This window comes from Erwinia persicina (genome assembly GCF_014838825.1).
GTDB classification, from domain to species: Bacteria; Pseudomonadota; Gammaproteobacteria; order Enterobacterales; family Enterobacteriaceae; genus Erwinia; species Erwinia persicina_A.
In genome coordinates, this window is the sequence record NZ_JACYMO010000012.1 from 58,120 (window position 1) to 81,725 (window position 23,606).

General features: G+C 55.5%; 19 protein-coding genes. 7 read left to right on the top strand and 12 right to left on the bottom strand.

The window, feature by feature from the left end; all coding sequences use genetic code 11:
* The first annotated feature begins 552 nt into the window (after window positions 1-552).
* Window positions 553-1,530, top strand: coding sequence for a replication initiation protein (locus IFU29_RS19925; protein WP_191935441.1), 978 nt, complete (start codon window positions 553-555; stop codon window positions 1,528-1,530).
* A gap of 348 nt (window positions 1,531-1,878) precedes the next feature.
* Here the strand turns inward: IFU29_RS19925 and IFU29_RS19930 are convergent, their stop codons facing one another.
* Entirely contained in the window at window positions 1,879-2,061 is a 183-nt protein-coding gene (locus IFU29_RS19930; protein ID WP_191935442.1) for a hypothetical protein, read from the bottom strand.
* Between the two features lie 35 nt (window positions 2,062-2,096).
* Here IFU29_RS19930 and IFU29_RS19935 point away from each other — a divergent pair, with 35 nt between their 5' ends.
* Together IFU29_RS19935 and IFU29_RS19940 are read left to right on the top strand one after the other, a co-directional pair.
* Window positions 2,097-3,293, top strand: coding sequence for a CobW family GTP-binding protein (locus tag IFU29_RS19935; RefSeq protein WP_191935443.1), 1,197 nt, complete (start codon window positions 2,097-2,099; stop codon window positions 3,291-3,293).
* Window positions 3,294-3,438: 145 nt separating this feature from the next.
* On the top strand, window positions 3,439-5,121 hold the full coding sequence (locus IFU29_RS19940; protein ID WP_423244850.1) for an Hsp70 family protein: 1,683 nt from the start codon (window positions 3,439-3,441) through the stop codon (window positions 5,119-5,121).
* 40 nt (window positions 5,122-5,161) lie between these two features.
* Here the strand turns inward: IFU29_RS19940 and IFU29_RS19945 are convergent, their stop codons facing one another.
* The 3 genes from IFU29_RS19945 to IFU29_RS19955 all read right to left on the bottom strand — a co-directional run bounded on the left by IFU29_RS19945 (window position 5,162) and on the right by IFU29_RS19955 (window position 11,682).
* Entirely contained in the window at window positions 5,162-7,828 is a 2,667-nt protein-coding gene (locus IFU29_RS19945; RefSeq protein WP_191935445.1) for a hypothetical protein, read from the bottom strand.
* Window positions 7,825-8,532: a DUF1266 domain-containing protein gene (locus IFU29_RS19950; RefSeq protein WP_342214493.1), complete on the bottom strand. Its 708-nt coding sequence runs from the start codon at window positions 8,530-8,532 to the stop codon at window positions 7,825-7,827. Before IFU29_RS19950 ends, IFU29_RS19945 begins: the two co-directional genes overlap by 4 nt.
* Before the next feature lie 468 nt (window positions 8,533-9,000).
* The gene (locus IFU29_RS19955) at window positions 9,001-11,682 is read right to left on the bottom strand and encodes an ESPR-type extended signal peptide-containing protein (protein ID WP_191935446.1); all 2,682 of its coding nucleotides are present in this window, start codon (window positions 11,680-11,682) and stop codon (window positions 9,001-9,003) included.
* Between the two features lie 479 nt (window positions 11,683-12,161).
* Between IFU29_RS19955 and IFU29_RS19960 the strand changes: the two genes are divergently transcribed.
* Entirely contained in the window at window positions 12,162-12,359 is a 198-nt protein-coding gene (locus IFU29_RS19960) for a helix-turn-helix domain-containing protein (RefSeq protein WP_191935447.1), read from the top strand.
* 564 nt (window positions 12,360-12,923) lie between these two features.
* Here IFU29_RS19960 and IFU29_RS19965 read toward each other — a convergent pair.
* Window positions 12,924-13,301, bottom strand: coding sequence for a hypothetical protein (locus IFU29_RS19965; protein ID WP_191935448.1), 378 nt, complete (start codon window positions 13,299-13,301; stop codon window positions 12,924-12,926).
* 228 nt (window positions 13,302-13,529) lie between these two features.
* Here IFU29_RS19965 and IFU29_RS19970 point away from each other — a divergent pair, with 228 nt between their 5' ends.
* Window positions 13,530-13,769 carry a ParD-like family protein gene (locus IFU29_RS19970; RefSeq protein WP_191935449.1) on the top strand — a complete coding sequence of 80 codons (240 nt, stop codon included), beginning with the start codon at window positions 13,530-13,532 and terminating at the stop codon, window positions 13,767-13,769.
* 4 nt (window positions 13,770-13,773) lie between these two features.
* On the top strand, window positions 13,774-14,553 hold the full coding sequence (gene map / locus IFU29_RS19975; RefSeq protein ID WP_191935450.1) for a type I methionyl aminopeptidase: 780 nt from the start codon (window positions 13,774-13,776) through the stop codon (window positions 14,551-14,553).
* A 33-nt stretch (window positions 14,554-14,586) separates the two neighbouring features.
* Here map and IFU29_RS19980 read toward each other — a convergent pair whose 3' ends face one another.
* The 7 genes from IFU29_RS19980 to IFU29_RS20010 all read right to left on the bottom strand — a co-directional run bounded on the left by IFU29_RS19980 (window position 14,587) and on the right by IFU29_RS20010 (window position 22,318).
* The gene (locus IFU29_RS19980) at window positions 14,587-15,690 is read right to left on the bottom strand and encodes an alkylhydroperoxidase domain protein (RefSeq protein ID WP_191935451.1); all 1,104 of its coding nucleotides are present in this window, start codon (window positions 15,688-15,690) and stop codon (window positions 14,587-14,589) included.
* Window positions 15,687-16,718, bottom strand: a complete 1,032-nt coding sequence (locus IFU29_RS19985) for a putative FMN-dependent luciferase-like monooxygenase (RefSeq protein WP_191935452.1) — start codon at window positions 16,716-16,718, stop codon at window positions 15,687-15,689. The genes IFU29_RS19980 and IFU29_RS19985 overlap by 4 nt, the downstream gene beginning before the upstream one ends.
* Window positions 16,715-18,289, bottom strand: a complete 1,575-nt coding sequence (locus IFU29_RS19990; protein WP_191935505.1) for a dipeptide ABC transporter ATP-binding protein — start codon at window positions 18,287-18,289, stop codon at window positions 16,715-16,717. Before IFU29_RS19990 ends, IFU29_RS19985 begins: the two co-directional genes overlap by 4 nt.
* A 41-nt stretch (window positions 18,290-18,330) precedes the next feature.
* Window positions 18,331-19,191 carry an ABC transporter permease gene (locus tag IFU29_RS19995; RefSeq protein WP_191935453.1) on the bottom strand — a complete coding sequence of 287 codons (861 nt, stop codon included), beginning with the start codon at window positions 19,189-19,191 and terminating at the stop codon, window positions 18,331-18,333.
* On the bottom strand, window positions 19,188-20,132 hold the full coding sequence (locus IFU29_RS20000) for an ABC transporter permease (RefSeq protein ID WP_191935454.1): 945 nt from the start codon (window positions 20,130-20,132) through the stop codon (window positions 19,188-19,190). Before IFU29_RS20000 ends, IFU29_RS19995 begins: the two co-directional genes overlap by 4 nt.
* Window positions 20,133-20,138: 6 nt before the next feature.
* On the bottom strand, window positions 20,139-21,758 hold the full coding sequence (locus IFU29_RS20005) for a TIGR04028 family ABC transporter substrate-binding protein (RefSeq protein ID WP_191935455.1): 1,620 nt from the start codon (window positions 21,756-21,758) through the stop codon (window positions 20,139-20,141).
* Between the two features lie 113 nt (window positions 21,759-21,871).
* Window positions 21,872-22,318 carry a winged helix-turn-helix transcriptional regulator gene (locus tag IFU29_RS20010; protein ID WP_191935456.1) on the bottom strand — a complete coding sequence of 149 codons (447 nt, stop codon included), beginning with the start codon at window positions 22,316-22,318 and terminating at the stop codon, window positions 21,872-21,874.
* A gap of 91 nt (window positions 22,319-22,409) precedes the next feature.
* Here IFU29_RS20010 and IFU29_RS20015 point away from each other — a divergent pair, with 91 nt between their 5' ends.
* The gene (locus IFU29_RS20015; protein WP_191935457.1) at window positions 22,410-23,606 is read left to right on the top strand and encodes an MFS transporter; all 1,197 of its coding nucleotides are present in this window, start codon (window positions 22,410-22,412) and stop codon (window positions 23,604-23,606) included.

Below are 23,606 nucleotides of genomic sequence, written 5' to 3' on the forward strand. Positions count from 1 at the left end.
ATGTCACCTTTGTTTGATATGTGGAATCATTTTATGCTGAGTGCCGTAGCACGGGGATACGTGGATAAATTTTCTGTGAAAGGTGGAGACTTTTCCTGCTGAACGATCAGCTGATCGCCAGAACGTACGCCAGCAGGGTAAGTTAAAGGCGGTAATGTGGAAAGATTTCCTGCAAAGCATGGGGCTTAACCTGTTGAATAAGTGAGTCAATCATTATAACCCGTATTGCCGTTTCATTGTCCTGTACTGGCTGTCGCGCTGATGTGGAATAATTTCCTGTAGGAGGGCTGCTAAAGGTGGAGGGATTTTCTGTTACTGGCATGGGTGCTACGTGGAGAAATTTTATGTCAGGCAGGGGGGCTAAAAAGGATCGTTACAGCGTGAAAGACGATCCTGATACAGGCCAATGTGGAAAGATTTTATGTTCCCATGCGCTTGGGTTCTTTGTAAGGCATTGACTTTAAATATAAAATAACGAAAATATTTCACTTTACCTCAATATTTTTTGTGTGGAATACTTTGCTGAACATTCCACAAAGGGATCCTGCAAGAATGGAGCTTAACAAACTGACGGTCGTGCAAGGTAATGACCTCCTGGAGGGCGCGTACAGCGTCACCCTGGACGAAATGCGTTTGCTGAACCTTGCGCTCGCCCAGATTGACAGCAGGAAACCTCAGCCCGATGCGCTCTACCGTCTTTTTCCCCATGATTATCAGCGTATTTACGGCCTTAACCCCACCAGCAGCCACCGTCAGCTGCGGGAAGCCGCAGAAAGTCTGATGAAAAAACCCGTGACCATCTATCTTCCCGATCGTAAGACCGGCAAGATGCGAACCGTACAACTGTCGTGGTTTTCCCGCCTTGAATATGTCAGCAGTGACGAGCAAAGTGCCGTCGTACTGCGCTTTGGACAGGATGTGGCCCCCTATCTCTACGAGCTGAAAGAGTCGTTCACCAAGCTCAATTTTGCCAATATTGCCAAGCTTGATACCTCTTTTTCCGTACGGCTGTACGGCTGGCTGATCAAGGCGAAAAACCTGTATGGCCGTAAATCCAGTAAGGCTATTGAAGTAACCCTGGCGCTCGACTGGATGCGCGAAAAGGCAGGTCTTCAGGGCAAGTACGAGGACTATCGCGACTTTCGTCAGAAGTTGCTGGAGCCAACGCTGGCACGTATTAACGCAAATACCGACATTTCGGTGATCTGGGAGCCAGTCAAAAAAGGCCGCACCGTCGTGTCAATCAAGTTTTCCTACGTGGATGAATCGACCCCGGAAGCCAGCAAGCCCCTCAGGCCAAAATTCCCGCGCCGGCCGCGGGCGGTGGCGGGATCCGAGTTGGAAGGGGACTGGGCTCGTCGCTGTATAACCATTATGGAGCAGTACCGGACCCGTCTGACGGCGTACGATCGCGCAGAGAAAGTCCCCCTTACGGATGTCAGAAAGCTGGCCGGTTGGTACAAAACAATCGGCGATAAAATCAGCCACAAACGTGTGATGGCAGAAGTTGCCGAACGTGCAAAAAAATAGTCTTTAAATCAAATGGTTGATAACAGCTTCCAGAAGGTTTTTCCCCGTTTAAAGCAAGTTACGCACCGGATTATCCCCCGTTTCTGTGGATAAATTTCCTGATCATGTGTGGGCTGACCCAGGGATGTCATGAACAGGAAATTTATCCACATTAACTATCTCTTTTCGGTCTGCCTCAGATGGCTAATGAAAGAAACGCTTATTTTTCAATAAGCATCATGTCACTGCATCTTCACTGACCTCGCAGGCCTAATGCTACTAAGTTATTAATGCAGTACGCAGGCTCTCTGCCGCACGCAGCGTATGGGCGATCACCTGCTCAATATCGCTCGGATTGGTCAGTCCACCCTAACGCCGCCAGAGTGGTTGCTGATAGGCGGCGATACGCGTATAGCGCTTACCCAGCCCGCCAACCCTCCCATCACCGGCAATGATCGCATCGATCACATCACGGAAATCCTGGCTTAATATGTCCTGACGCTGAGCAACCGCCGCAAACGGGTATTTTGTTGTTATAATATAACGTATCAATAAAAGACCTTTTACCTTCAGGATCACGACACCCGATGCAGCGCATACCCCTTACTGTCCTCAATGGTTTTCTTGGTGCAGGCAAAACCACGCTGTTAAAAAGCCTGCTGATGCAGGCGCATCGCCAGCATCTGTCCGTCAGCGCGATTGTTAATGATATGAGTGAGCTGGATATCGACGGCGTGCTGATTGCCAACACGGAAATCATCGGACGTGAACAGCATAATTTCATTACCATTTCTGCCGACAGCATCAGCAGCAGCCGCGGCATTGTCAGACTTGCTGCCGCGCTGGATACGCTGATGGCAGGGCGGCGGCCGGACCATATTTTCCTTGAAACCTCCGGCAGCAGCCATCCGCTTCCGCTGATCAAGCTGTTGCGCGACCACCCCCGCGTCAGACTGCAGGGTCTGCTGTCACTGATGGATGCGGTGATGCTGCAAAACGACTATGCCGGATCCAGCACACTGCTTCCGCGCTGGCAGGATAATGTTCGCCAGCGCCGGCGCGGGATCGAGGATCTGCTGGCGGAGCAGCTTCTGTTTTGCAGTCATCTGATGCTGACTAAAACCGACCGCCTGCCCGCCGGTGCGGTGATGACGATTGCCCGCGCGCTCCATCAGATTAATCCCGGCGTGGGGGTGACAGCGCTCCCCTGGGGCAACCTGCCCCTGAAGGAGGTGCTGGCGATACCGGAGTATGATTTCCACCGTGTGGCGAAGCTGGTTGATGAGCTGGAGGAGGTCGTTGAACAGCCGTCCGGCAACGGCCAGCCCTATGAGATTGAATCGCGGGTGATCGAGGACGATCGTCCTTTTCATCCGCGGCGGCTGTGGGACACCTGTCAGCAGCAGCTGGGGGAGGGGATCCACCGCAGTAAAGGTTTTTTCTGGCTGCCTGGCCGGGACGATCTGGCGCTGTTATGGAATCAGGCATCAGGCAGTATTGGCCTGGAATTTATCAGCTACTGGAAAGCCGGGATACTCGCCCACAAAGACAACCATCTTGGGGCTGAAGAACGTCGTATACTGCAACAGCAGCTGGATGCGCAGCCGGGGCGTTTTGGCGACCGGCGCTGCCGACTGACGGTGATCGGACAGCGAAATCAGCTGGATGATTTTTGCCTCGCGCTGCACCGCTGTTTTCTGACTGAGCAGGAAATCGCCTGGTGGCAGGGCGGGGGGGCGTTTAACGATCCCTGGCCGCAGAGGGTCGGCAGGCTGAAAAGCTGAGCGGGAGACCATAACAGGGTTTGCCTGCGTCATGTTCCCCTGAGAAGGGGTTGTGACGCAGGGGCATGACAAATGCTTCTATAATTCAATGCGATTGAATAAAATCCATTTAACACATCATTGATGAGAAAGAATCATGACGGAACTGAAGATGGCTGTCCCGGCGATCGGCATTGATTTAGGCACCACCAACAGTTTGATCAGTGTCTGGCAGGAGGGGCAGGCCCGGCTGATCCCCAATGCATTAAATGAATACCTCACGCCATCGGTGGTCAGTCTGGATAATGATGGCCGTATGCTGATTGGTCGCCCGGCACTGTCGCGTCTGACAACCCATCCGCAGCAAACGGCGGCACTCTTTAAGCGTTTTATGGGCAGTAAGAAACAGTTCCGGCTTGGAAAAGAAACCTTCGATGCGCCTGAGCTGTCGGCGCTGGTGCTTAAATCCCTCAAAGCGGATGCCCAGACCTACCTCGGTCAGGAGATCACCGATGTGGTGATCTCCGTCCCTGCCTATTTCAGCGATGAACAACGTAAACAGACCCGCTTTGCCGCAGAACTGGCCGGACTCAACGCGGTCAGGCTGATTAACGAACCTACCGCCGCTTCTATGGCCTACGGCTTACATACCCAGAACACCGGCCGGACGCTGGTATTTGATCTTGGTGGTGGCACCTTTGACGTGACGGTGCTGGAGTATGATCTGCCACTGATTGAAGTGCATGGCTCTGCCGGCGACAACTATCTTGGTGGCGAAGATTTTACCCAGGCGATTATTCAGGCCTGTTTCAGTGAATGGAAACTCACTGCGGAGATGCTCCCCGCCACGGAACTGGCGCACCTGTACGACTGTGCTGAACAGCTCAAATGCCAGCTCGGTCAGCATAACGCTGTGCAGCAGCTGCGCTGGCAGTGGCAGGAGCAGACCTGGACGCTCTCATTTGATGAGGAGAAACTGGAACAGATCTGGTTACCGCTGATGACCCGGCTGCGTGCCCCCATCGAACAGGCGCTGCACGACGCCCGACTGCGTCCGGAACAGCTTGATCATCTGGTGCTGGTGGGCGGGGCATCGCGGATGCCGGTGATTCAGAAACTGGTGGTGAAGCTGTTTGGTAAATTACCGCATCAACATCTGGATCCTGCCACCATTGTGGCGCTGGGTGCCGCCGCCCAGGCGGCCTGTCGCTTGCGTAATGAAGATATTGAAGAGGTGATCCTCACCGATGTCTGCCCATATACGCTGGGCATTGCTACTGCCAGCGACCACAGGAGTGGGTTGTTTTCACCGATCCTGGAGCGTAATACCGTCGTACCGGCTTCACGGGTGGAGACCTTCACCACCCGCCATGCCGAACAGACGATGATACGCATTGCTATCTATCAGGGCGAAAACCCCCTGGTCGCCAACAATATCTTTATTGATGAATTACAGGTGCCGGTGAAACCCAACGGCGCGTTGCAGAATATCGACGTGCGTTTCAGCTATGACATCAACGGGTTGCTGGAAGTGGACGTCAACCTGCCTGACAGCGGTGAGTCATTCAGTAAAGTGATCGATCACAGCCCGATTGGTCTCAGTCCTGAACAGCAACAGCGCAGTCGTGAACGTTTAGCGTCGGTGAAAATTCATCCCCGTGACACGCTGGTGAACCGCAACTTGCTGGCGCGTTTAGAGAAATCCTGGGCGCAGTCGCTCGGGGACACCCGGGGACAGATTGGTCTGTGGTTAGAAGAATTTGAAACAGCGTTAGCCAGCCAACAGGAAAGCCATATCACCCCGCTGCGTCAGCGTCTGGAGGCGCTGCTGCAGGACATGACCCCGTAACCGGTAAAGAACGGCCGCCCGTCAAACGGGCGGCATATACTTATTTTTTGCTTTTTTTACGCCACCATCCCGGCGGAGGCCCAAAGCGGTTTGGCTCAGGCATGCCGCGTTTGAACAGATACATCCCCAGCAGCCTGAGTACCGGTATTTTAATTTCTTTCAGCTTATCCGCAGAGGCCAGACCTAAATCCCGCCCACGTCGGACGACAGCGCTGTAAAGATTCATTACGATCAGCAGTGCCGACAGGGCGGTATTTGCCAGCTGCCCCTCAACCAAAATCATGTTCACAAACAGGACAGCGAGCTTGCTTCCCAGCGCAATCTGCAATACCAGCCCCACCCGCCCCAGGCGTGAATTGACTCGCCAGAATTGCCAGAAATAACTGCGGCGCTGCGGGTATTCCGCAAACGTATTCTGACGGCTGGTATTGATCTGTAGCATTGTCGCTGCCGCTAATCGCAACGTGATGTCTGCATCGGGATCGTCAGCACAGCCTTCAGCAGCGTCACGCAGCTTTGCGTCCAGTACATATTCCGGACTGCTGCCAAGCTGGTGGATCCCCCGGGCAACCGCCGGCGCGTGAAGGGCTCCGTTGGGCAGCATTTCATCAGGGGGCAACACCGGCCGCTGGCGCAACAGTAATTGCTGTTTAAAGGCGACGTCTTCCGGCGAGTGAGCGGTGAGCGCTTCCAGGGCTTCCAGATGATGCTGGGCATAACTCGCATTCTCATGCGACAGAAAAATCGCATGGAACAGGGCCTGATAAGGGAAGGGCGACTGACCCAGGCGCTCCTGCCACGCTGGCTGATAACGATAGAAATAGTGGGTGGCATTGGACGAGGTCTCATCACGCCGGGCAATGCATTCTTCGATACTGACGGGCAGCCGGGTCCAGCAGTTGAAATGCAGTGAGTTGTTCAGCTCAAGGTGGCTTTTCAGCTGGCTGACTTCATCGCCCCGGGCCAGGTCAATTTGGGTAAATACCTGATACATCGGCCAGAAGGGGTGCGATTCATCCAGCGGAAAATCTTTCAGCTGGCTGAGCAGGGCGATGTTATCAACCTCAAGGTCGAGCATCGCCACCAGCAACATCACCTGACGCAGCGCATCACGTGGTGGCGTCTGGCTGTCGTCCGGTAGCGTAATCGCGGCATTTTCGATGAGATAGCACAGCCAGCTGGTATGCGCCGGCAAGACACTTTCGCCATAGGCCGCATGTTGCGCCAGCCGGGTCAGGCTGTGCCGGGGAAGCGGCCGCCAGTGCCATAACCAGGCGATGCTCTGCTTCCAGGCCGCCCCCTCACTGTCGGCAAATCTTTCAGGTAACGGCGTCTCTTCAGGCGCGGATAACCACGCGCTGAACTCTGCCACCACCGGTGAGCCCTGAAGCCACGCCAGACGCTGCAGGGCCTGGCGCTGCAGACCGCGTAAGATAAGCATTTGCAGCGGCGTGCCGGAAACCGGCTGGTCGACGATCGCCTGTAGCAACGCTTCATTGCCCAGGGTTAACATGCTGGCCTGCCAGTAGAGATGCCGCAGTTCATCTGTGCCATCTTCCTGCAAAAGATGCACGAACATGACCTGTGGGCGATAGCGGCCCGATTTCCAGCTGATGAAGTCAGCGGCCAGGGGCGAAACATCGACCTGCGTTGCTTCGGCCCAGCGCACCAGCGTTTGCGGGGACTGTGCCTGTGGTCGGTATGCGCTTTCATTATCGCCGGTGGCGGAGTCGACAGGCGCAAATTCCGGGCGGTCAAAGGCCTGAATCAGCAGGGGAAGATAATCCGTAAAATGGCGGGCACACCAGGCCAGCAACCACTGCTCAGCTTCAGCATGTTGGTACTGCTCATGCAGGGTCAGCCACAGTGGGAAAGCGGTTTCATTATCCCCCATCATGCCGCAGTGGCTGGCGCTCAGATAGAGCCACTCCGGATCATTCGGATGGCGTTCAAGCTGCCCGAGACAGTAGTCACGCATTATCGCGTTCGATGTCGCCGCGACATTAAACCAGCGTACGACCTGATTCATCAGACGCGGACAGGATGGCCAGAAAATGACACGCGGTTCTTCCAGCAGATAGCGCAACCAGCCCGTCGGTTGTTCCCAGTAAAAATGCCGGACCTGATGGAAATAACTCCGCGTTTCGTCTTGTGCTGCCAGGCTGAGAGGGGCCAGCGTGGCAAGATCGAACATGTCGCCACTGTCGGCAAAGTCCAGCAGCTCGTCTGCCCGCCGCGCCGTGTCCTGATCAAGCTCCGGCAGACGCATCCGCCACTGCAGGCGGTTAGCCAGCAGTAAAAGGCAGTCAGCAGAAACAGGGTGCACCAGCAAAGCGGTCTCCAGCAACGGCCAGCGAAGCTGATCGACAGTGGCGACGGGGTGATCGTCCAACCGGCTGATAAACCGCTGCCAGCTCAGAGGCAGATAACGCTCAGCCGGAGAGGCGAGTAGCCTGCTGAAAGCATCAAGCAGACCTGTGGGGTCGGTATCTGCTGCTGTAACCGGCGGTTCAACAGGCAACAGGGTGGCGGGTGCTGCTTCCATGCCTTTTCGCGCCTGTTCATAGGCCTCACGCAAACGCTTAAAACCTGCCGGATCGCTTTCCGGATGAAACGTGGGCAGCAGTTCGCGATAGGCCTGGCGAATGACCTGCTGATCTTCTGTCGGTTCAATGCCCAGGATTGCCCAACATGGCTGATTACTCATAGGTCCATCTCCGGCAATGATGCGGGTTTATCCATTTCAGGCACGTCGATATGCCAGGGAAGCTGGGATATCGGGCTCTCCGGATGCGTGTAAAGCTGGCGCATTAATTCAATGTTAGTGGTGCTACCGGCGTCTGCGCTAAAGGCATAACGTCGGGCATCGGCGTCAGAGGCGTTGAGTGACTGCCAGTAGAGTCTGCCGGTGATGAAACCGGCATTGTAGTTCTGCCAACTGGAGTAATAGTAGCGCGCCCGCACGCCAAGGCGGGTGTGAAACCACAGGTTTTCCGGCGGCGTTATCCAGCCGTTAAGCAGCCCGATGCGGCAAAGAAAGCCCATCCTGGCCAAATCCCAGGCACGGATCCCGCCGTCACCGCACAACACGGCGCTGTCCGCCACCAGAGCCAGTTTAGCCTGTACATCCGGCGTCTGATGCGCGACATAATCCTGCCACTCTGTCAGGCTTAGCCGGTGCCACAGTCTGAAATAATGAGCCAGATCCTCTGCATGGCCGTTGTCGATCATTCTCAGAATCATCTCAAACAACTGTTCGCGTGAATCAATGCCCCAGCTACCCTTCAGGTCAACGCGGGTATCAAAAGGATAAAACTGATCGCAGTCCCAGGCGGCACCCGACCCGGCATTTATCGCCACCATCGGGGCTGAAAGCGCGAGCAACCAGCGTCGTGCGGAATCATCAATCACTGAGAACTTCTCCTGTGTGGTACATCAGCTTTATACTGCCATATCAGTATTATGCCGTCTTTAGGGCCGGAACGATCTTTTTACCTTTCTTATTGAAACTTGTAATACTCAGTGGGGGCGGAAAAACTTGTTGCGGCTGGTCTGTCTGGCATCTACATAGTTATCAGCCATGTTTGTGTCACGCAGTTCAGGCTTATCTGTGATGCAGCTGTTCGCAAAAAAGTAAAACAGCGTTATGGCATGCTTCGTGTCGTGGAGCACCCACCTTCGTTGGCAGATTGTCTACGCCGCAAGGTCTCTCAGGTGAATGGTGTGCTTAGGCGGGATACTGACATTATGAAAATGCCTGTAAAAAAACCGTAATCTCATCGAAGATTACGGTTTTTAACACAACTACTGGAATATTCAACGGCTCCTTAAATGAGCGACATTAGGTTCTTTTCGGGCCTGATTCACTCATTATCCGGCCTACCAGCCAACGGCAAATCCTGCTGCCACACCGCTGCCATGCTGGGAGTCCCAGGAAGTATTTAATCTTATCGCTGAGTTATCACTTGTTCTGAACGTCATACCTGCAGCTAATGCTCCCTGCTGCTGATATCCAGAAACGGCCATGCCGAAAGAAACATCCTGTGAACTAACGTAGGGGATAGCTGACATCGCCATAGCTCCAGCAATACCTGCATCAGCCCTTTTCTTATTCTTATCAACTTCCTTTGTCAGATTTTTAAATGCTCCATTCATTTCTGAAAATGAACTTTCCAGATTGGCAATTTGATGACTATGAACCGCAATATCCGATTTATTTGTCTTGATATCATTTTTATTGACTGCAATTTCCGCAGTATTATTTTCAACCTTCATGTTGGTGTCATATAACTGAGAACCATTGACAGCAGACGAGGATGTTTTTGATACCTCTCCCTTTTTGATGTTGGTAATATCACGATTACCCGCATCAATAGTGGTTGTGCCTTGACCTTTGTCGTCGAAAACGATTTTGTTGCCATTAACCTGTGCTACACCGGTTTTACCACTTTTAACATCATTCGTTAATTGTTTGATCGAATTGGTATTTTGTGAAACCTGTTGATTAGTAGCATGGAGTTGTGACCCATTGACGGCCTCAGTCGAGGTTTCACTTAGCTCACCCGCTTTAACACCGGAAATAGTTCGATCGCCAAGATTTAATGTATCGGCGCCTTGTGCAGCATCACTGATGACCATGCTTGTACCATCATCGCTCAACTGCACAATTCCCGTTTTACCCTTTGAAATGGCATCTGACATGCTGCTGATGTCGCTAGTGTTTTTATCTACTTTTGTATTGGTAGCATACAGCTGTGAGCCGTTCACTGCCTCATCAGAATCTGCAGACAGCTTCCCGGCATTCACCCCACTGATAACGCGGTTACCCGCGTTAAATCGCGTTGCACTGCTTGCTATATCAGCGAACACCAGCGACTGGCCATCGTCACTCAGCTGGATAAGGCCCGACTTCCCGGAGGCTATATTGTTACTCAGGCTGGTAATGCTGCTGGTATTGCTGGCAATGTCAGTGCTGTTTTGCGCCACTGCCTCGTTGGTGGCGTACAGCTGTGAGCCGTTCACCGCCTCATCAGAATCTGCAGACAGCTTCCCGGCATTCACACCACTGATAACGCGGTTACCCGCGTTAAATCGCGTTGCACTGCTTGCTATGTCAGCGAACACCAGCGACTGGCCATCGTCACTCAGCTGGATAAGGCCCGACTTCCCGGAGGCTATATTGTTACTCAGGCTGGTAATGCTGCTGGTATTGCTGGCAATGTCAGTGCTGTTTTGCGTCACAGCCTCGTTGGTGGTGAAAAGCTGTGAGCCGTTCACCGCCTCATCAGAGTCCGCAGACAGCTTCCCGGCATTCACACCGTTCATCACACGATCACCGATGTTGAAGGTTAACGTATCTTTAACCACGTCACCGAACACCAGTGACTTGCCATCCTGGCTCATCTGTATCACGCCGGTTCTGCCGGACACCAGATCCTGTATGTCAGTCTTACTGGTGGCAATATTGTTTCGGTTTGCTGCAATATCTTCCCTGCTGGTCTGAATATCGGTCGTATTATTGGCAATATCCGTCGTGTTCTGCACAATGTCCTGGTTAGTCGCGTTCAGCTGTGAGCCGTTGACCGCGTCAGTGGAGCCTGCCGCCAGTCTGCCGGCTTTTACCCCGGTCATGACACGGTTGCCGGCGTTAAACGTGAGAGCATCTTTTGCTGCATCGTTAAACACCAGTGATTTGCCATCCTCGCTGAGTTGCAGCAACCCCGACTTGCCGGAGGAAATATCATTGCTCAGGCTGGTAATGCTGCTGGTATTGCTGGCAATGTCAGTGCTGTTTTTCGCCACTGCCTCGTTGGTGGCATACAGCTGTGAGCCGTTGACGGCATCTGATGAATTGTTTGATAACGTTCCTGTATCTAAATTAATAAGTTTTCTCTTCAGGGATGAGGATCCGAAAGATACAGTATTATCATTTTCGGCAATAGAATCAGAACCTATTGCAACAGCACCTTTAGCACCATTAACAGAGGCATTGGCACCTATTACCACCGAATTTTCAGCATTACTTAACAGAGCCTTAGATCCCAGAGCAATACCATTATTACTTTTATTGATGTTTGAATTCTGCCCAATGGTAACAGCGTAGTCGGAGCTGTCATCTATTTTAGCGTGAGGGCCTAATGCTGTGCCATATAAAGATCGGCCCTCAGCAGAGTCCCCAACTGCAACGCTCGCCCAAAAACCTTTTGATAAAGCTCCGAGAGCTATACCATAATCACGACCAGAACCGGCATTTTGCATATTTTGATTGTCAGTGGCCCAGGAAGAATTGACGGAGCCTCCGGCAATGGAAAGTTCTCCATTTAGCGCTGAGTGAGTAGCATCAATATTATTCGACGTAGGTTGCACATTAGCAGCTGAAGTATTAAATGCTGGGATTGCTATAATTAAAAAGGCAGTTACGCTTTTCAGTGCTAATGAAATGGGATTTTTTTTCATTAACCCTGAAGAACTCTTTGATTTGAAACATCCCTTTCCAAATTCAGAAGAAACAACATACATTCCTTTTGCGTCACACCACACTGTCTTAAATATATTATTCATTCACAATTCCATTTTTATCTGTGTGAGTATTATGTTTTCTGCTGACATGAAGAAACATTTATCACGATGAATCCAGGAAAGGCATTTAAATGCTTTTCTGTTTATTTTTAATCATCACTTACTCCAAAGTGATTAGTATTTCCATGGGGAGGGCAGGGTCCAGTAAATAACGAGTGCTTTGGTTTTTTAAATTTATACGCATATCGTAATGGCTGTCAATTTTGAGAAAAATAAAAAACAATGGGAGTGAGGTGTTTTAAGATTTTTCATAGATAATGTTATTACGCGATGAGATATTAAAATAATAAATGGAAATGCTTATTCTGATTTTTAATGGTTAGCTGGGTTTTTTCACTAAAATCCTGGGTATCTTGAATTTTTCTAGCAACTTTCCTGGGCTTACCAGGGCCCGGGTACCTGCTTCACTCAGAAACAGTGTTGCTGAATGAGCATTTCTCTCATAAATGGAGGTGGTGCCGATGAAAAAGTCTCCCTCCGCCAAAGAGCAGATTGTCCTTGCCCTGAAGCAGACTGACCGGGTTATGTCGGTGCCGGACATCTGCAGCAAGCTGGGTATATCCGATGCCACATTCTGTACGTGGTGGCAAAATACGGCGGGAATGATCCTTCAGAGCCTAAACAAATGCGGCAGCGGGGAGAGGCAGATCTGCAGCTGAAAATGGGAGGCCAACCTGATCCACGCCAGGGCGATGCTGCATGTCGTGCCGGCAAAAGGGGGTGGTGATGGCAGGCCCAACTAAATCTGCCCGCCCCAGGACTTATATGTAAACGACGATGGTGCCCATCAACGGCAGGCTGCGGCAGGGATGTCTGAACGAGAGCGGGTTAATATCGCGGGAAGATGTCCGGCTCAAAACCGAGGCATGGCGCATATGCTATAAACAGGGTTTGTCATTCCTTTCTTGCAAATACATCAGGTATTTAGGGGGTATTTCACCTTCTGTCAGCAGGGTATTTTCACCTGCCCGGGTAAAATCTTGAAAGAAGCGGCCGTATATTATCTTTCCTGGGAGTGATGAATATTAATTCTCCCTACTCTAAATGCGATGGGTGATTATCTCTTTTTAAGAGACCTTCAATTAAAAGTTACCAGCCTTTCTGCCACAGAATCGACTTTACCCAGTGGCAGATTCTGACCAGCGCAGCATATACTCCAGGTAGCCTTATGAGTCAGGTTCAGGCCTGTTCGAGCACAGATTTTCATATTTTCCTGAACTTATCTATCTGAAAATAAGTGGAATACGGCTGTCATCAAAAATAGCATGTAAATATTTTTTAAGTATATTGAGGTCTGTTGAGCTATTTAACAGTGCCTGAATTTTTTTAAAACCGGCTATTTTTTCTGCCTCGTCAGTGAGTGCAATGACCAGTTCACTGCTGCTGCATTCAATATTTTCAATAGCGGACGGGATCTCATAGGGAGTAGACTCACTCTGAAAACCAATGCACTCATCAGCTGACAGATCCTCCTCCTCAAATTTACTGATGATGACGAAATTTTTAGGGTTGTGCTTATCGTCACCCACCGCCAGCGTGAGTACATCATCTTCATCGATGCCTTCAATGCATACGGCATTAAACTTTTTTGTAATATTCATTAACTTCCTTAAACAGTAGTGCTTATGACTCTGGTTTTGCTGTGGCAGAGCGTCATCATCATCTGCCTGAGTGCCTCGCCATAATAACTTTGTAGCAGAATAGCGTAAACCCGGTAAAGCGGGTACCAGGCTAACAGGTCTCTGCTATCTCATTCCATCCCTTTTCTGTAGCCATCTGCCAAAAACTCTGACAGTATACGTTATATATATGTTTCGTATAGGTGTGGTATGGGGATCGTAAAAATTTCGGATCTGATGCATGAGAATCTGCGCATCACCAGTCAGGCCATGAGCCGCTCGATAAACGCCCAGGCTGAGCACTGGCTGAAAATCGGCATGCTGGCCGAACTCTATCCCAACCTGACTCACCATCAGCTGGCAAAAGCGCTGGTGAAGACGGAGCTTGAAGGGGGAATGGATCTTATACGCCTACTGAACGGCGATGTGATGAATGAAAAGGCGGTCTGAAAATATGGTTACCCTCCACACAGCGGAAGAAATCGAATATGCGCGCGCAGCGGGCCATGCCGCTGCACAGGTCCTGGCGATGATCGCCCCCTTCGTTCGCCCTGGCGTGACCACCGATGAGTTAGACCGGCGCTGCCATGATTTTATCGTAAAGAAGCTGGGCGTTATCCCGGCGAATATCGGCTACCACGGCTACACCCGTACGCTCTGTACTTCGATCAATCACGTGGTCTGTCACGGTATCCCGGACAGTACGACGTTGCAGGACGGCGACATCGTCAATATAGATGTGGCGGTGATCAAAGAGGGCTGGTTCGGCGATACCAGCCGTATGTACTTTGTCGGTGAGCCTTCGGCACAGGCCCGCCGGCTGGTGGACGTCACCTGGCAGTCGCTGGTGGCGGGGATCCGTGCAGTGCGTCCGGGTGCCCGCCTGGGTGATGTGGGCGCGGCCATTCAGCAGGTGGCAGAAAGGGCCGGGTTTTCGGTGGTGAAAGATTACTGCGGGCACGGCATCGGGCAGGTCTATCACGACACGCCCGATGTGCTGCACTACGGTAAAGCGGGTACCGGGATGCGGCTGAAGCCGGGGATGATTTTTACCATTGAGCCGATGATCAATGCCGGAAAGGACGAGACTGACGTGCTGCCGGACGACTGGACGGTGGTGACGCTGGACGGTTCTCTCTCGGCGCAGTGGGAACATACCATCGCGGTAACGGAAAACGGGTTTGACCTGCTGACACCCTGGCCTGACGACACCGGCCCCTGTCAGGCTATCTGAACACCCGGGTGAATGTTTACCCGGGGTGGCGGTTTACGGGGCCGGCGTGAAGGGTTCGCCCAGCGTCAGCATCAGGCGGTTTGCCCAGGCGAAGAAGGCGGTGGACTGTATCAGATCGAGCAGCTCCAGCTCGCTCAGACCCTGCGCCCGAAGCTGAACCAGCTGTGCCTGACGAGTTGCGGGCGGCGTCGTGGACAGGGACGCTGCGAAATCGATGATGGCCAGCCAGCGTGCCGCCTGACCGGCTGCCAGCGGTTGACCCGGTGCAGTATCAATCAGCCGCTGCACATCCTCAGGCTGTTTTGACAGCTGCGCCGCTTTACGGGCGTGGACGGAAGCGCAGTAGATACAGCCGTTGACCTTGCTGGCCACCGTGGCCGCCAGTTCTCGCTCTTTACGCGGCAGGCCGCCGGCCGTATAAAAAATCCCTTTGTCTGTCAGCGTGCGCTGTTCCAGCAGCGGCAGGTTGCGTCCCAGCAGACGGAAATAGTCAGAGTCACTGTGGCCAAATTTTGCCAGCGTCGCTTTTTCAGCGGCGGAAAATTCCTCCAGCTGTTTGGCTGCCAGCCAGGGCTCCCAGCCCAGTTCCGCACGTGTAAATGCCGGAGGCGCAGACTGGCCACTGGCTGTCATCGGGTCGGTACGCCAGGCCGCGGCCACGGCCGGTTCAGGGCGTTCTGCCGCGAGGTCTTCGCCGGCGAGCAGTCGTAAACCGCGCAGGAGGCGACTCTGAAAGCTGACAAACGCCACTAACTGTGACAGTGTCACGATATCGTCTGCAGACCAGCCCGCCTCTTCCAGCTCTCGCAGGTGTGCGGGCCCGGCAGCGGCAGGTTGAAACGTCAGCCGTTCCGCGTGCGCCAGCGCACTCTGCCACTTCGTCCCGGGGCGTGCGTCCGCCTGCCGTGCAGCATAGTGTGCAGCCAGACGTGGCTCGCTGTGCCAGTGTGCCACCTGTTGCGCCACAGCCAGTCGGGCGGTCAGCGGGAAATCACCGTTCCCGTGCGTGGAGAACAGCACATCATAGCTGCCCTGGGCATGTTCGGTGGCGGCGTCACGCGTCAGGCGTGCGGCAGCCAGTGGGCTGTCGGGGGTAATACCGGCGAGCTCCTGCAGTAAATCATCGGACGGGATCATACGGTTTCCTTATGAGAATGAGCGGTCACGGGGGGGCGCCAGCCCAGAGCCGGGGCGACTTCGGTCGCCAGCAGTTCAATGGACGTCAGGATCTGATCATGCGGTGGGTCGATCGAATGCACCTGGAACGAGACGTCAGTGACGCGATTCAGGGCACTATCCCGCTGCAGTGAGGCCACGACCTGCTGTGGCGTGCCGGTATGCACGTCGAAGGAGGCAATATAATCATCCAGCGTCGTCCCCGATACCAGATGCCCTGCTGCGCGGTGCTGGGCGGCCTGGGCGGTCAGTCCCGGCAGCGCCAGGCGGCGGGCTTCTGCTCCGTCACGGCTGACAAACGCCGTGCGCGAGGCCAGGATACGCGGGGTTATCCCCGGTGGCAGCGCGTTCAGGTAGGCATCGATCAGCGGATTCTGGATCTCATCCAGCGTCAGGTGGGGCGACGCTGCGGGGCGTGGCTGGGTCCGTGACAGCATCAGTCCGTGACCCGCCGCACCGGCACGTGCGGCACCCGCCACGGAAAAGGTTGCCTGCCAGAGCCGCTCTCCCAGCAGCTGTGCTGCCGGATACAGCCGGTTGTCCTCATCACCCAGTGCTCCACCGGCCCAGGCCTGAAGCAGCGTAGCCAGATTTGCTTCGAACGCTGCGGCGCGCTCATCAAAGGTCAGTCCGAACGGTAAAAAGGACGTGGGCGTACCGCCGGAGCCGAGACCCAGCTCCAGGCGCTGCTGGCTCAGTAAGTCGAGCACGGCGGCGTCTTCCGCTACGCGCAGCGCATTCTCCATGGGCAGCGTAATAATCGCCGTACCCAGGCGAATACGTGAAGTCTGCGCTGCGACGCTGGCCAGAAACAGCAGCGGAGAAGGCAGGCCGCCTTCATGCTCGTGAAAGTGGTGCTGGGCCACCCAGGCGGTGTCGAAACCCCAGCGTTCCGCATGCTGGATTTGCAAGGTGGCGAGTCGGTAACGCTCTCCGGCGCTGGCTTTGTCCAGCAGGCGGGTGAAAAAACCAAGGCGTTTGTGGGTCATACAGGATCCTTAGCGCCGGTCAGCGCAGGAATGGCGGCGATCAGCTCACGGGTATACTCGCTGGCCGGATGCGTGAAAATGCGGTGGGTCTCGCCGCAGTCAACCTGTTGTCCGGCGCGCAGGACGGAGACGCTGTGCGCCAGCTGGCGGACCGTGGCAAGGTCGTGAGAAATAAACAGGTAGGTCAGCCCCAGCGCCTGCTGCAGCGCCTGCAGCAGCGTCAGGATCTGCGCCTGAATGGTGACATCCAGCGCTGAGGTGGCTTCATCCAGCACCAGGATCTCAGGCCGCAGTACCAGCGCGCGGGCTATAGCCACGCGCTGCCGCTGTCCCCCGGACAGCTCATGAGGTTTGCGGTCCAGCAGTGCCAGCGGCAGTGCCACGCGGCTTGCCACCTCTTCCACACGCTGCCGCCTGACCTCGCGACTGAGCGGAGCAAAGTTCAGCAACGGCTCTTCTATGACCCGGAACAGGGTCTGAGACGGATCCAGCGAGGCAAACGGATTCTGCCAGACCAGCTGGATCTTCTGCCGAATCTGGCGCAGGGCTTCCCCACGCAGCGAGCCGATATCGATGCCGTCCAGCAGCACGCGCCCGCTGTCCGCCTGCTGAAAACCGAGCAGGATACGGGCCAGGGTAGTTTTTCCCGATCCGGACTCGCCCACCAGCGCATGCGTGGTGCCCCGCGGCACGCTGAACGACACATTATTCAGCGCCTGGAAGCCTTCCTCTTTGCCGAGTGGAAAGCAGTGGCTCAGACCCGCGATCTCGATGGCTGGCTGCGAAAAACCTGGCGCTGGCGGGATTGGCGGTGTGCCGGAGAGCGCCGGCGCATCGGCAAACAGCTGGCGGGTGTACGGATGCTGTGGATGATGAATAATCTGCCGGGCGGGCCCCTGCTCCTGAACCTCTCCCTGGCGAAATACCACAATACGATCGGCGCGTGCCGCAGCCACAGCCAGATCATGCGTGACTAACAGCACGGCGGTGCCGGATTCGTGCCGGAGGTCATCAATCAGATCCAGAATGCGTTTTTGCACCGTAACGTCCAGCGCACTGGTCGGCTCATCGGCAATAATCAGCGCCGGTTTCAGCGCGATGGCAATAGCGATCAGCACCCGCTGTTTCATGCCACCGGACAGCTGATGCGGATACTGCCGGGTCCGCTGTGCCGGGTATGAGAGGCCCACGCGGGTCAGCAGGGCAATCACCCTCGCTTCCCGATCGCTGCGCGACAGTCGCTCATGCAGCAGCAGGATCTCGCCCACCTGATCGCCAATCGTTTTCACCGGGTTCAGCGAGCTGCCTGGGTCCTGCGGGATCAGGCTGATGCAGGCCCCGCGCAGCGCATTCAGCCGCTTTTGCGACCACTGGGAGATCTCGGTGCCGTTCAACCAGATTTTGCCGCTTTCGCGTTCGCCGTTCTGCGCAAGCAGGCCAATAATTGCCTGGGCGGTGGTGGTCTTGCCGGATCCTGACTCACCGACCAGGGCCACCACCTCGCCGCGATTAACGTGGAAAGAGACGTCATGTACCACCCGTTTACGCTGCCGGCCGGTATGGTAAGCCATGCTGAGCCTGTCGATTTGCAGGACCGGAACAGGGGATTCACTCACCGGCGACCTCCTGAATAATGGTGACTGATACGGTTAGCAGCCAGTACCACCGCGACAACGATAAGTCCCGGGAACGTGGTCAGCCACCAGGCGGTGGAAATATAGTTTCGCCCTTCGGCGATCAGCAGCCCCCATTCGGGGGTGGGCGGTGGGGTGCCATAGCCGAGGAAGCTCAGGGTCGATATCGCCAGGATCGCACTGCCAAACTGCAGTGCGGAGAAGGCCAGCACCGGGGTCAGAGAGTTCGGCAGGATATGCCGCCACAGTACTGACATAAAGGTACCGCCGCTGCCGCGCGCGGCCTCAACATAGTCAGTGTGGCGCACGCGAACGACCTCTGAACGGGCGAGACGGGCGAAGTTCGCCACGGAAGTGATACCGACGGCAATGGCCGCATTCACCGTGCCAAAGCCGAGTAAAATGATGATGCTGAGTGACAGCAGCAGGCCGGGAATAGCCAGCAGCACATCCACCAGTCGCATAATGAGGTTCTCACTGCGCCCGCCCAGTGCACCTGCGGTGACCCCCAGCAGAGTGCCGGCAGTCAGGCCGAGCACCACCGCGACCAGTGCGCCGCTCAGGGAGTGGGACGCTCCCCAGACAATGCGGGTGTACAGGTCACGGCCCAGCTGATCGGTTCCCAGCCAGTGGCCAGCCTGCGGTGCCAGACGCTGTGCCCCGGCGACACCTTCCGTACTGCTCCAGGAGGTAAACCAGCTTGGTACCAGCGCCCAGAGGATCACCAGCACCATGACGGTCCATGCCAGCACCAGGCCGGGTTTCAGGCGGGGGAAAAAGCGAAAGTCCGCACGCCGCGGCACAGCCGCAGGAACACGGAAAACATCGAGCAGACTCATCGTGTTGCCCTCGTGAACGGTTTCAGACGCGGGTCGAGCAGCGGAGAAAGCAGGTCGACCAGCAAATTGATCAGCACAAACCCCGTGGCTGAAATCATGACGATAGCCAGGAGTACGGCCACGTCCTGATTGTTTACTGCCTGTTGGGTCAGCTGGCCCAGTCCGTTGAGACCGAACACCGTTTCGGTGATCAGCGCTCCGGCAATCAGCTCCCCCAGCAGGAGCCCGGCAATAGTTAACACGGGCAGCAGGGCATTTTTTGCTATGTGATGCCACAGCACGCGCCGCTGGCTGGCCCCTTTGGCACGTGCAACCGACACAAACGGCTGAAGCTGCACCTGGTCAATACTGCGAATGAGAATTTGTGCCAGCGGGGCGGAAATCGGTACGGCGAGGGTGATCACGGGGAGGATCAGCCCCACCCACTCGCCGGGGTTGATAATCGGTATCCAGCGCAGCTGAAAAGAGAAGACCTGAATCAGCGCGATGCCAAGCCAGAAGGTTGGCAGGGAGATAAACAGCGACGGCAGGGCGTGCAGCGTATTACGCAGCCAGCGCAGGCCCGTCAGGCTGGAAGCGAATGCGATCAGTACGGCGAGGAGGGTGGCCAGCAGAAATCCGGAAATGGCCAGCCGCAGCGTGGCGGGGAAGTTTTCCGCCAGTAACTCACTGACCGGCACCCCCGCCTGCACGGAGAAGCCGGCGTCACCGTGCAACAGGCTGCCAAGAGTGTGCAGGTACTGCTGCCACAGCGGCGTGGCGGCACCGTAAGCCTGACGCATCTCTTCAATCTGCGCCGGGCTCAGGCCCAGATCCGGATTTTGAAACTTAATCAGGATTGCATCGCCGGGCAGCACCTGAAGCAGAATAAAGGCAACGGTAAACGCCGCCCACAACACCAGCAGCGCCTGCCCCAGTCGCCGGGCCAGATAACTCATCATGCTCCGTTACCCCCGCTTATCCAGCCAGGCGGCATAAAATCCCGGACGCCCGACGGCTTCAAACGTCAGTCCTTTCAGCCACGGGGCCCCGGCAAATACCTGAGGCTCTTCGAAAATAGGGATGTTATAGGCATTGTCGATCAGGTAGCGTTGGGCATCCGCCGTGATGGCCAGACGTTTGCGGGCATCCGTTTCGCTGGCAATGCCTTCCAGTAAGTCATTGAGTTTGTCATCACGGAAGGCCACCACCTGGCTGCTGGATCCGCCCTTCTGTAACAACGTGTCGCGGTTGGTCGGGTAGAACATGCTTTTCACCACGTCCGGGTCGGCGCGGCCCACTTCAGACACAGTGAGCGGGGTTTTCAGCGGATCCAGATTGTCAACGGTCCGGCTACCGGCGTCGCCCGCGCGAACGGACAGGGAGACGCCGACCTGTTTCCACTGCTGGGCCACCAGCTGCAGAACCTCTTTATTCTGCGGCTGCGGCAGGGACTCATATACCGTCAGCGCCAGTTTTTTACCGTCCTTCTGACGGATGCCGTCGCTGCCAGGCAGCCATCCGGCCTGATCCAGCAGCGTCTTCGCCAGAACCGGGTCGAAGGTCAGCCGATCGCTGAGGTCGACAAAACCGGCGGCTGAGCTGGCCAGGACGGATTTGGCCTGCGGATAGTTTGGTGAAAACAGCGTGTCGACAATCTGCTTACTGTTGGTGGCGTGCAGCAGGGCTTTACGCACGTTGATATCGGCCACTAACGGATTGTCCGGACGGAAGCTCAGGCTGTCATTGACCCCGCGCGTGGGGGCGGCATAGAGGGGGAAGCCCTGCTGCCGGGCCTGTTTTTCATCATAAGCCTGCACCTGGCGAATGACATCAGCCTGTCCGGCCAGCAGTGCGCCAATGCGCACGCTGTCTTCCGGCGTGACAATGATCTTTATGCCGTCGAGATTTGCCCGGCCCTGATGTGCGAGGTTTTTCGGCCCCCAGCGATAGTCCTTGCGTACTCTCAGATCCACCTCACGCCCCAGCTTTTCTCCGCTGATGACAAAGGGGCCTGAGCCAATAATATGGCGGGCGTCTCCCAGTTCATCGAAATTTCGCGCCAGCGTGCTGAGTGATACCAGACCGGAGCCGATGGTCGCGGTACCCTGCAGGAAGCCAGGCGAAGGTTTTTTGAAGAAAAACTTCACCGTCAGCGGATCGATGACCTCGCTGCGCGCGTAGTTATTGATCACTTCTGACGCCGGCAGACGCTGTGCTTTATTGCCCAGCCCATAGGTATCAAAATTCTTAGCCACTGCCCGGGCATCCAGCGGCGTTCCGTCAGAGAATGTCACGCCAGGACGGATTTTAAAGGTGTATTCGGTATTATCGGCGTTGCGCGTCCAGCTTTCTGCGATCCACGGTTCGACCTGCAGCGTTTCCGGATTCTGCCAGGTCAGTTTATCGGTGATCTGATTCAGTATGCCGCCGTTCGGATAGAAGCCGCCGGCCGGGGGATAGAGGTTGGTGTGAGCCTGCTGCTCCAGGTAAACCAGGATGCCGCCCTGTACCGGTTTGTCTGCCGCCCCTGCGGCCAGTGCGGTCATGGCCGCGGCCAGCGCCGTCAGGCGAAGAGAAACGCGCATGATATATTCCTTGATGGTCAGTGTGCTAAGTGGCTGACCATCAATATCATGCCTGACACGGGGTCAGGAAAAGCAAGAAATTCGTCTGGCTATTTGCGTTTTAGGCATAACGGTTAAGGGGCTTTTTGCACACGAGTCTTGTCCGGCGTGACCACGTCTCCCTGCTGATTGCGCACGCGCAGCGGGGCCAGCGGTTCTCCGCTGGCAATCTCCAGTAGACCAGAGTGGGTTTCCCCGGCGGAAAACAGGTATTGCTCACCAAACTGCTGCAGGGAAACGATCAGGGGAAACAGATCGCTGGCGCGTTCGGTCAGCACATATTCCTGCCAGGCAGAACCATCGGATGCGGGCTGCACCTTCAATAACCCGGCCCCGACCAGTTTTTTTAACCTGTCGGCGAGGATATTGCGCGCTACTCCAAGGCTGCGCTGAAACTCGCTGTAGCGCCGGATACCGTCGAACGCATCGCGCAGGATCATCAGCAACCAGCGGTCCCCGATCAGATCAATGCTGCGGGCTACCGGGCAGGGAGACTGACTCAGAGAAGGATGTTCCGCCATGGTGATATTCTCCGGAATGAATTTGGTTGCATTTTAAAACTACATACGGCAGTCTGCAAATGGTTTTGTTTTGAAACCAATTGGAGGCAGGATGACTACCCTGACAGAAAAAAGTACATCCCGTCGCGGATTAACCTCCTGGCAGACCGGCCTGTTTGCCTGCAGCTGCGGACTGAGCGTGGCCAACGTCTATTACGCGCAGCCGCTGCTGGATGCGCTGGCGATCGACTTTTCTATCAGCCCTGCGGCGGTAGGTGGTGTGATTTTTGCCACTCAGGTGGGCTGCGCACTGGCGTTATTACTGCTGGTGCCGTTAGGCGATGTCATCAACCGACGGACGCTGATGCGCTGTCAGCTGGGGGGACTGATAGCGGCTTTACTGCTGGTCTGCACGGTGGACAGTTCGCATATGCTGCTGGTGGCGATGCTGTTGATCGGTGTGTTCGGGACCGCAATGACTCAGGGGATGATCGCCTATGCCGCCACCGCCGCCAGCGAGGAAGCGCGCGGTCAGGTGGTCGGGACAGTGTCCGGGGGCGTGGTGATCGGTCTGCTGCTGGCGCGGGCGGTGGCCGGGATGGTGTCGGATATCACCGGCTGGCGTGGGGTGTACCTGCTTTCGGCGCTGGTAATGACGGTGCTGGCAGCGATCCTGTGGCGCAGGCTGCCTGATTTACCGCCTGCGGCCCCCGCCCGCTGGGTGCAGGGGCCGGGAACTCTGTGGCGACTGCTGTGCAGCAACCGGGTTTTGCAGGTCCGCGGAGTGCTGGCGCTGCTGATGTTTGCCAGTTTTAATATTTTCTGGAGCGCACTGGTCCTCTTGCTTCGTGCGCCGCCATGGCAGCTGACCCACGGGCAGATAGGCGCGCTGGGTCTGGTGGGGGCTATGAGTGCGCTGATTGCCAGTCGCGCAGGTCGCTGGGCTGACCGTGGACTGGCAGAGCGCACCAGTGCCGTTTCGCTGATCCTGCTGCTGCTAAGCTGGCTGCCGCTGTGGCTGGGGGCCGGATCACTGGTATTCCTGATTGCCGGGATCTTGCTGCTGGATGCTGCAGGCCAGGCGCTGCACGTTACCAGCCAGAGCCTGATTTTTGCCAGCGAAAAAGAGGCGGGAGGGCGGCTTATTGCCGGTTATATGCTGTTTTACTCTGTCGGTAGCGGTGCGGGAGCGCTGATTTCCACCCGTGCCTTTGCCTGGGGAGGGTGGGGAGCCGTGTGCCTGTCGGGATCGGCGGTCAGTCTGCTGGCTCTGATTGTCTGGAAAATGAACTCACTAAAAAGGGGATAA

What these genes read in the sequence shown, in the direction of transcription:
- IFU29_RS19935 (WP_191935443.1), top strand. Translation starts at nt 2,097, where the DNA reads ATGCAGCGCATACCCCTTACTGTCCTCAATGGTTTTCTTGGTGCAGGC.
- IFU29_RS19985 (WP_191935452.1), bottom strand. Translation starts at nt 16,718, where the DNA reads ATGACCCACAAACGCCTTGGTTTTTTCACCCGCCTGCTGGACAAAGCC.
- IFU29_RS20005 (WP_191935455.1), bottom strand. Translation starts at nt 21,758, where the DNA reads ATGCGCGTTTCTCTTCGCCTGACGGCGCTGGCCGCGGCCATGACCGCA.
- IFU29_RS19970 (WP_191935449.1), top strand. Translation starts at nt 13,530, where the DNA reads ATGGGGATCGTAAAAATTTCGGATCTGATGCATGAGAATCTGCGCATC.
- map (WP_191935450.1), top strand. Translation starts at nt 13,774, where the DNA reads ATGGTTACCCTCCACACAGCGGAAGAAATCGAATATGCGCGCGCAGCG.
- IFU29_RS19980 (WP_191935451.1), bottom strand. Translation starts at nt 15,690, where the DNA reads ATGATCCCGTCCGATGATTTACTGCAGGAGCTCGCCGGTATTACCCCC.
- IFU29_RS19965 (WP_191935448.1), bottom strand. Translation starts at nt 13,301, where the DNA reads ATGAATATTACAAAAAAGTTTAATGCCGTATGCATTGAAGGCATCGAT.
- IFU29_RS19955 (WP_191935446.1), bottom strand. Translation starts at nt 11,682, where the DNA reads ATGAATAATATATTTAAGACAGTGTGGTGTGACGCAAAAGGAATGTAT.
- IFU29_RS19990 (WP_191935505.1), bottom strand. Translation starts at nt 18,289, where the DNA reads ATGGCTTACCATACCGGCCGGCAGCGTAAACGGGTGGTACATGACGTC.
- IFU29_RS19925 (WP_191935441.1), top strand. Translation starts at nt 553, where the DNA reads ATGGAGCTTAACAAACTGACGGTCGTGCAAGGTAATGACCTCCTGGAG.
- IFU29_RS20000 (WP_191935454.1), bottom strand. Translation starts at nt 20,132, where the DNA reads ATGATGAGTTATCTGGCCCGGCGACTGGGGCAGGCGCTGCTGGTGTTG.
- IFU29_RS19995 (WP_191935453.1), bottom strand. Translation starts at nt 19,191, where the DNA reads ATGAGTCTGCTCGATGTTTTCCGTGTTCCTGCGGCTGTGCCGCGGCGT.
- IFU29_RS20015 (WP_191935457.1), top strand. Translation starts at nt 22,410, where the DNA reads ATGACTACCCTGACAGAAAAAAGTACATCCCGTCGCGGATTAACCTCC.
- IFU29_RS19960 (WP_191935447.1), top strand. Translation starts at nt 12,162, where the DNA reads ATGAAAAAGTCTCCCTCCGCCAAAGAGCAGATTGTCCTTGCCCTGAAG.
- IFU29_RS20010 (WP_191935456.1), bottom strand. Translation starts at nt 22,318, where the DNA reads ATGGCGGAACATCCTTCTCTGAGTCAGTCTCCCTGCCCGGTAGCCCGC.
- IFU29_RS19945 (WP_191935445.1), bottom strand. Translation starts at nt 7,828, where the DNA reads ATGAGTAATCAGCCATGTTGGGCAATCCTGGGCATTGAACCGACAGAA.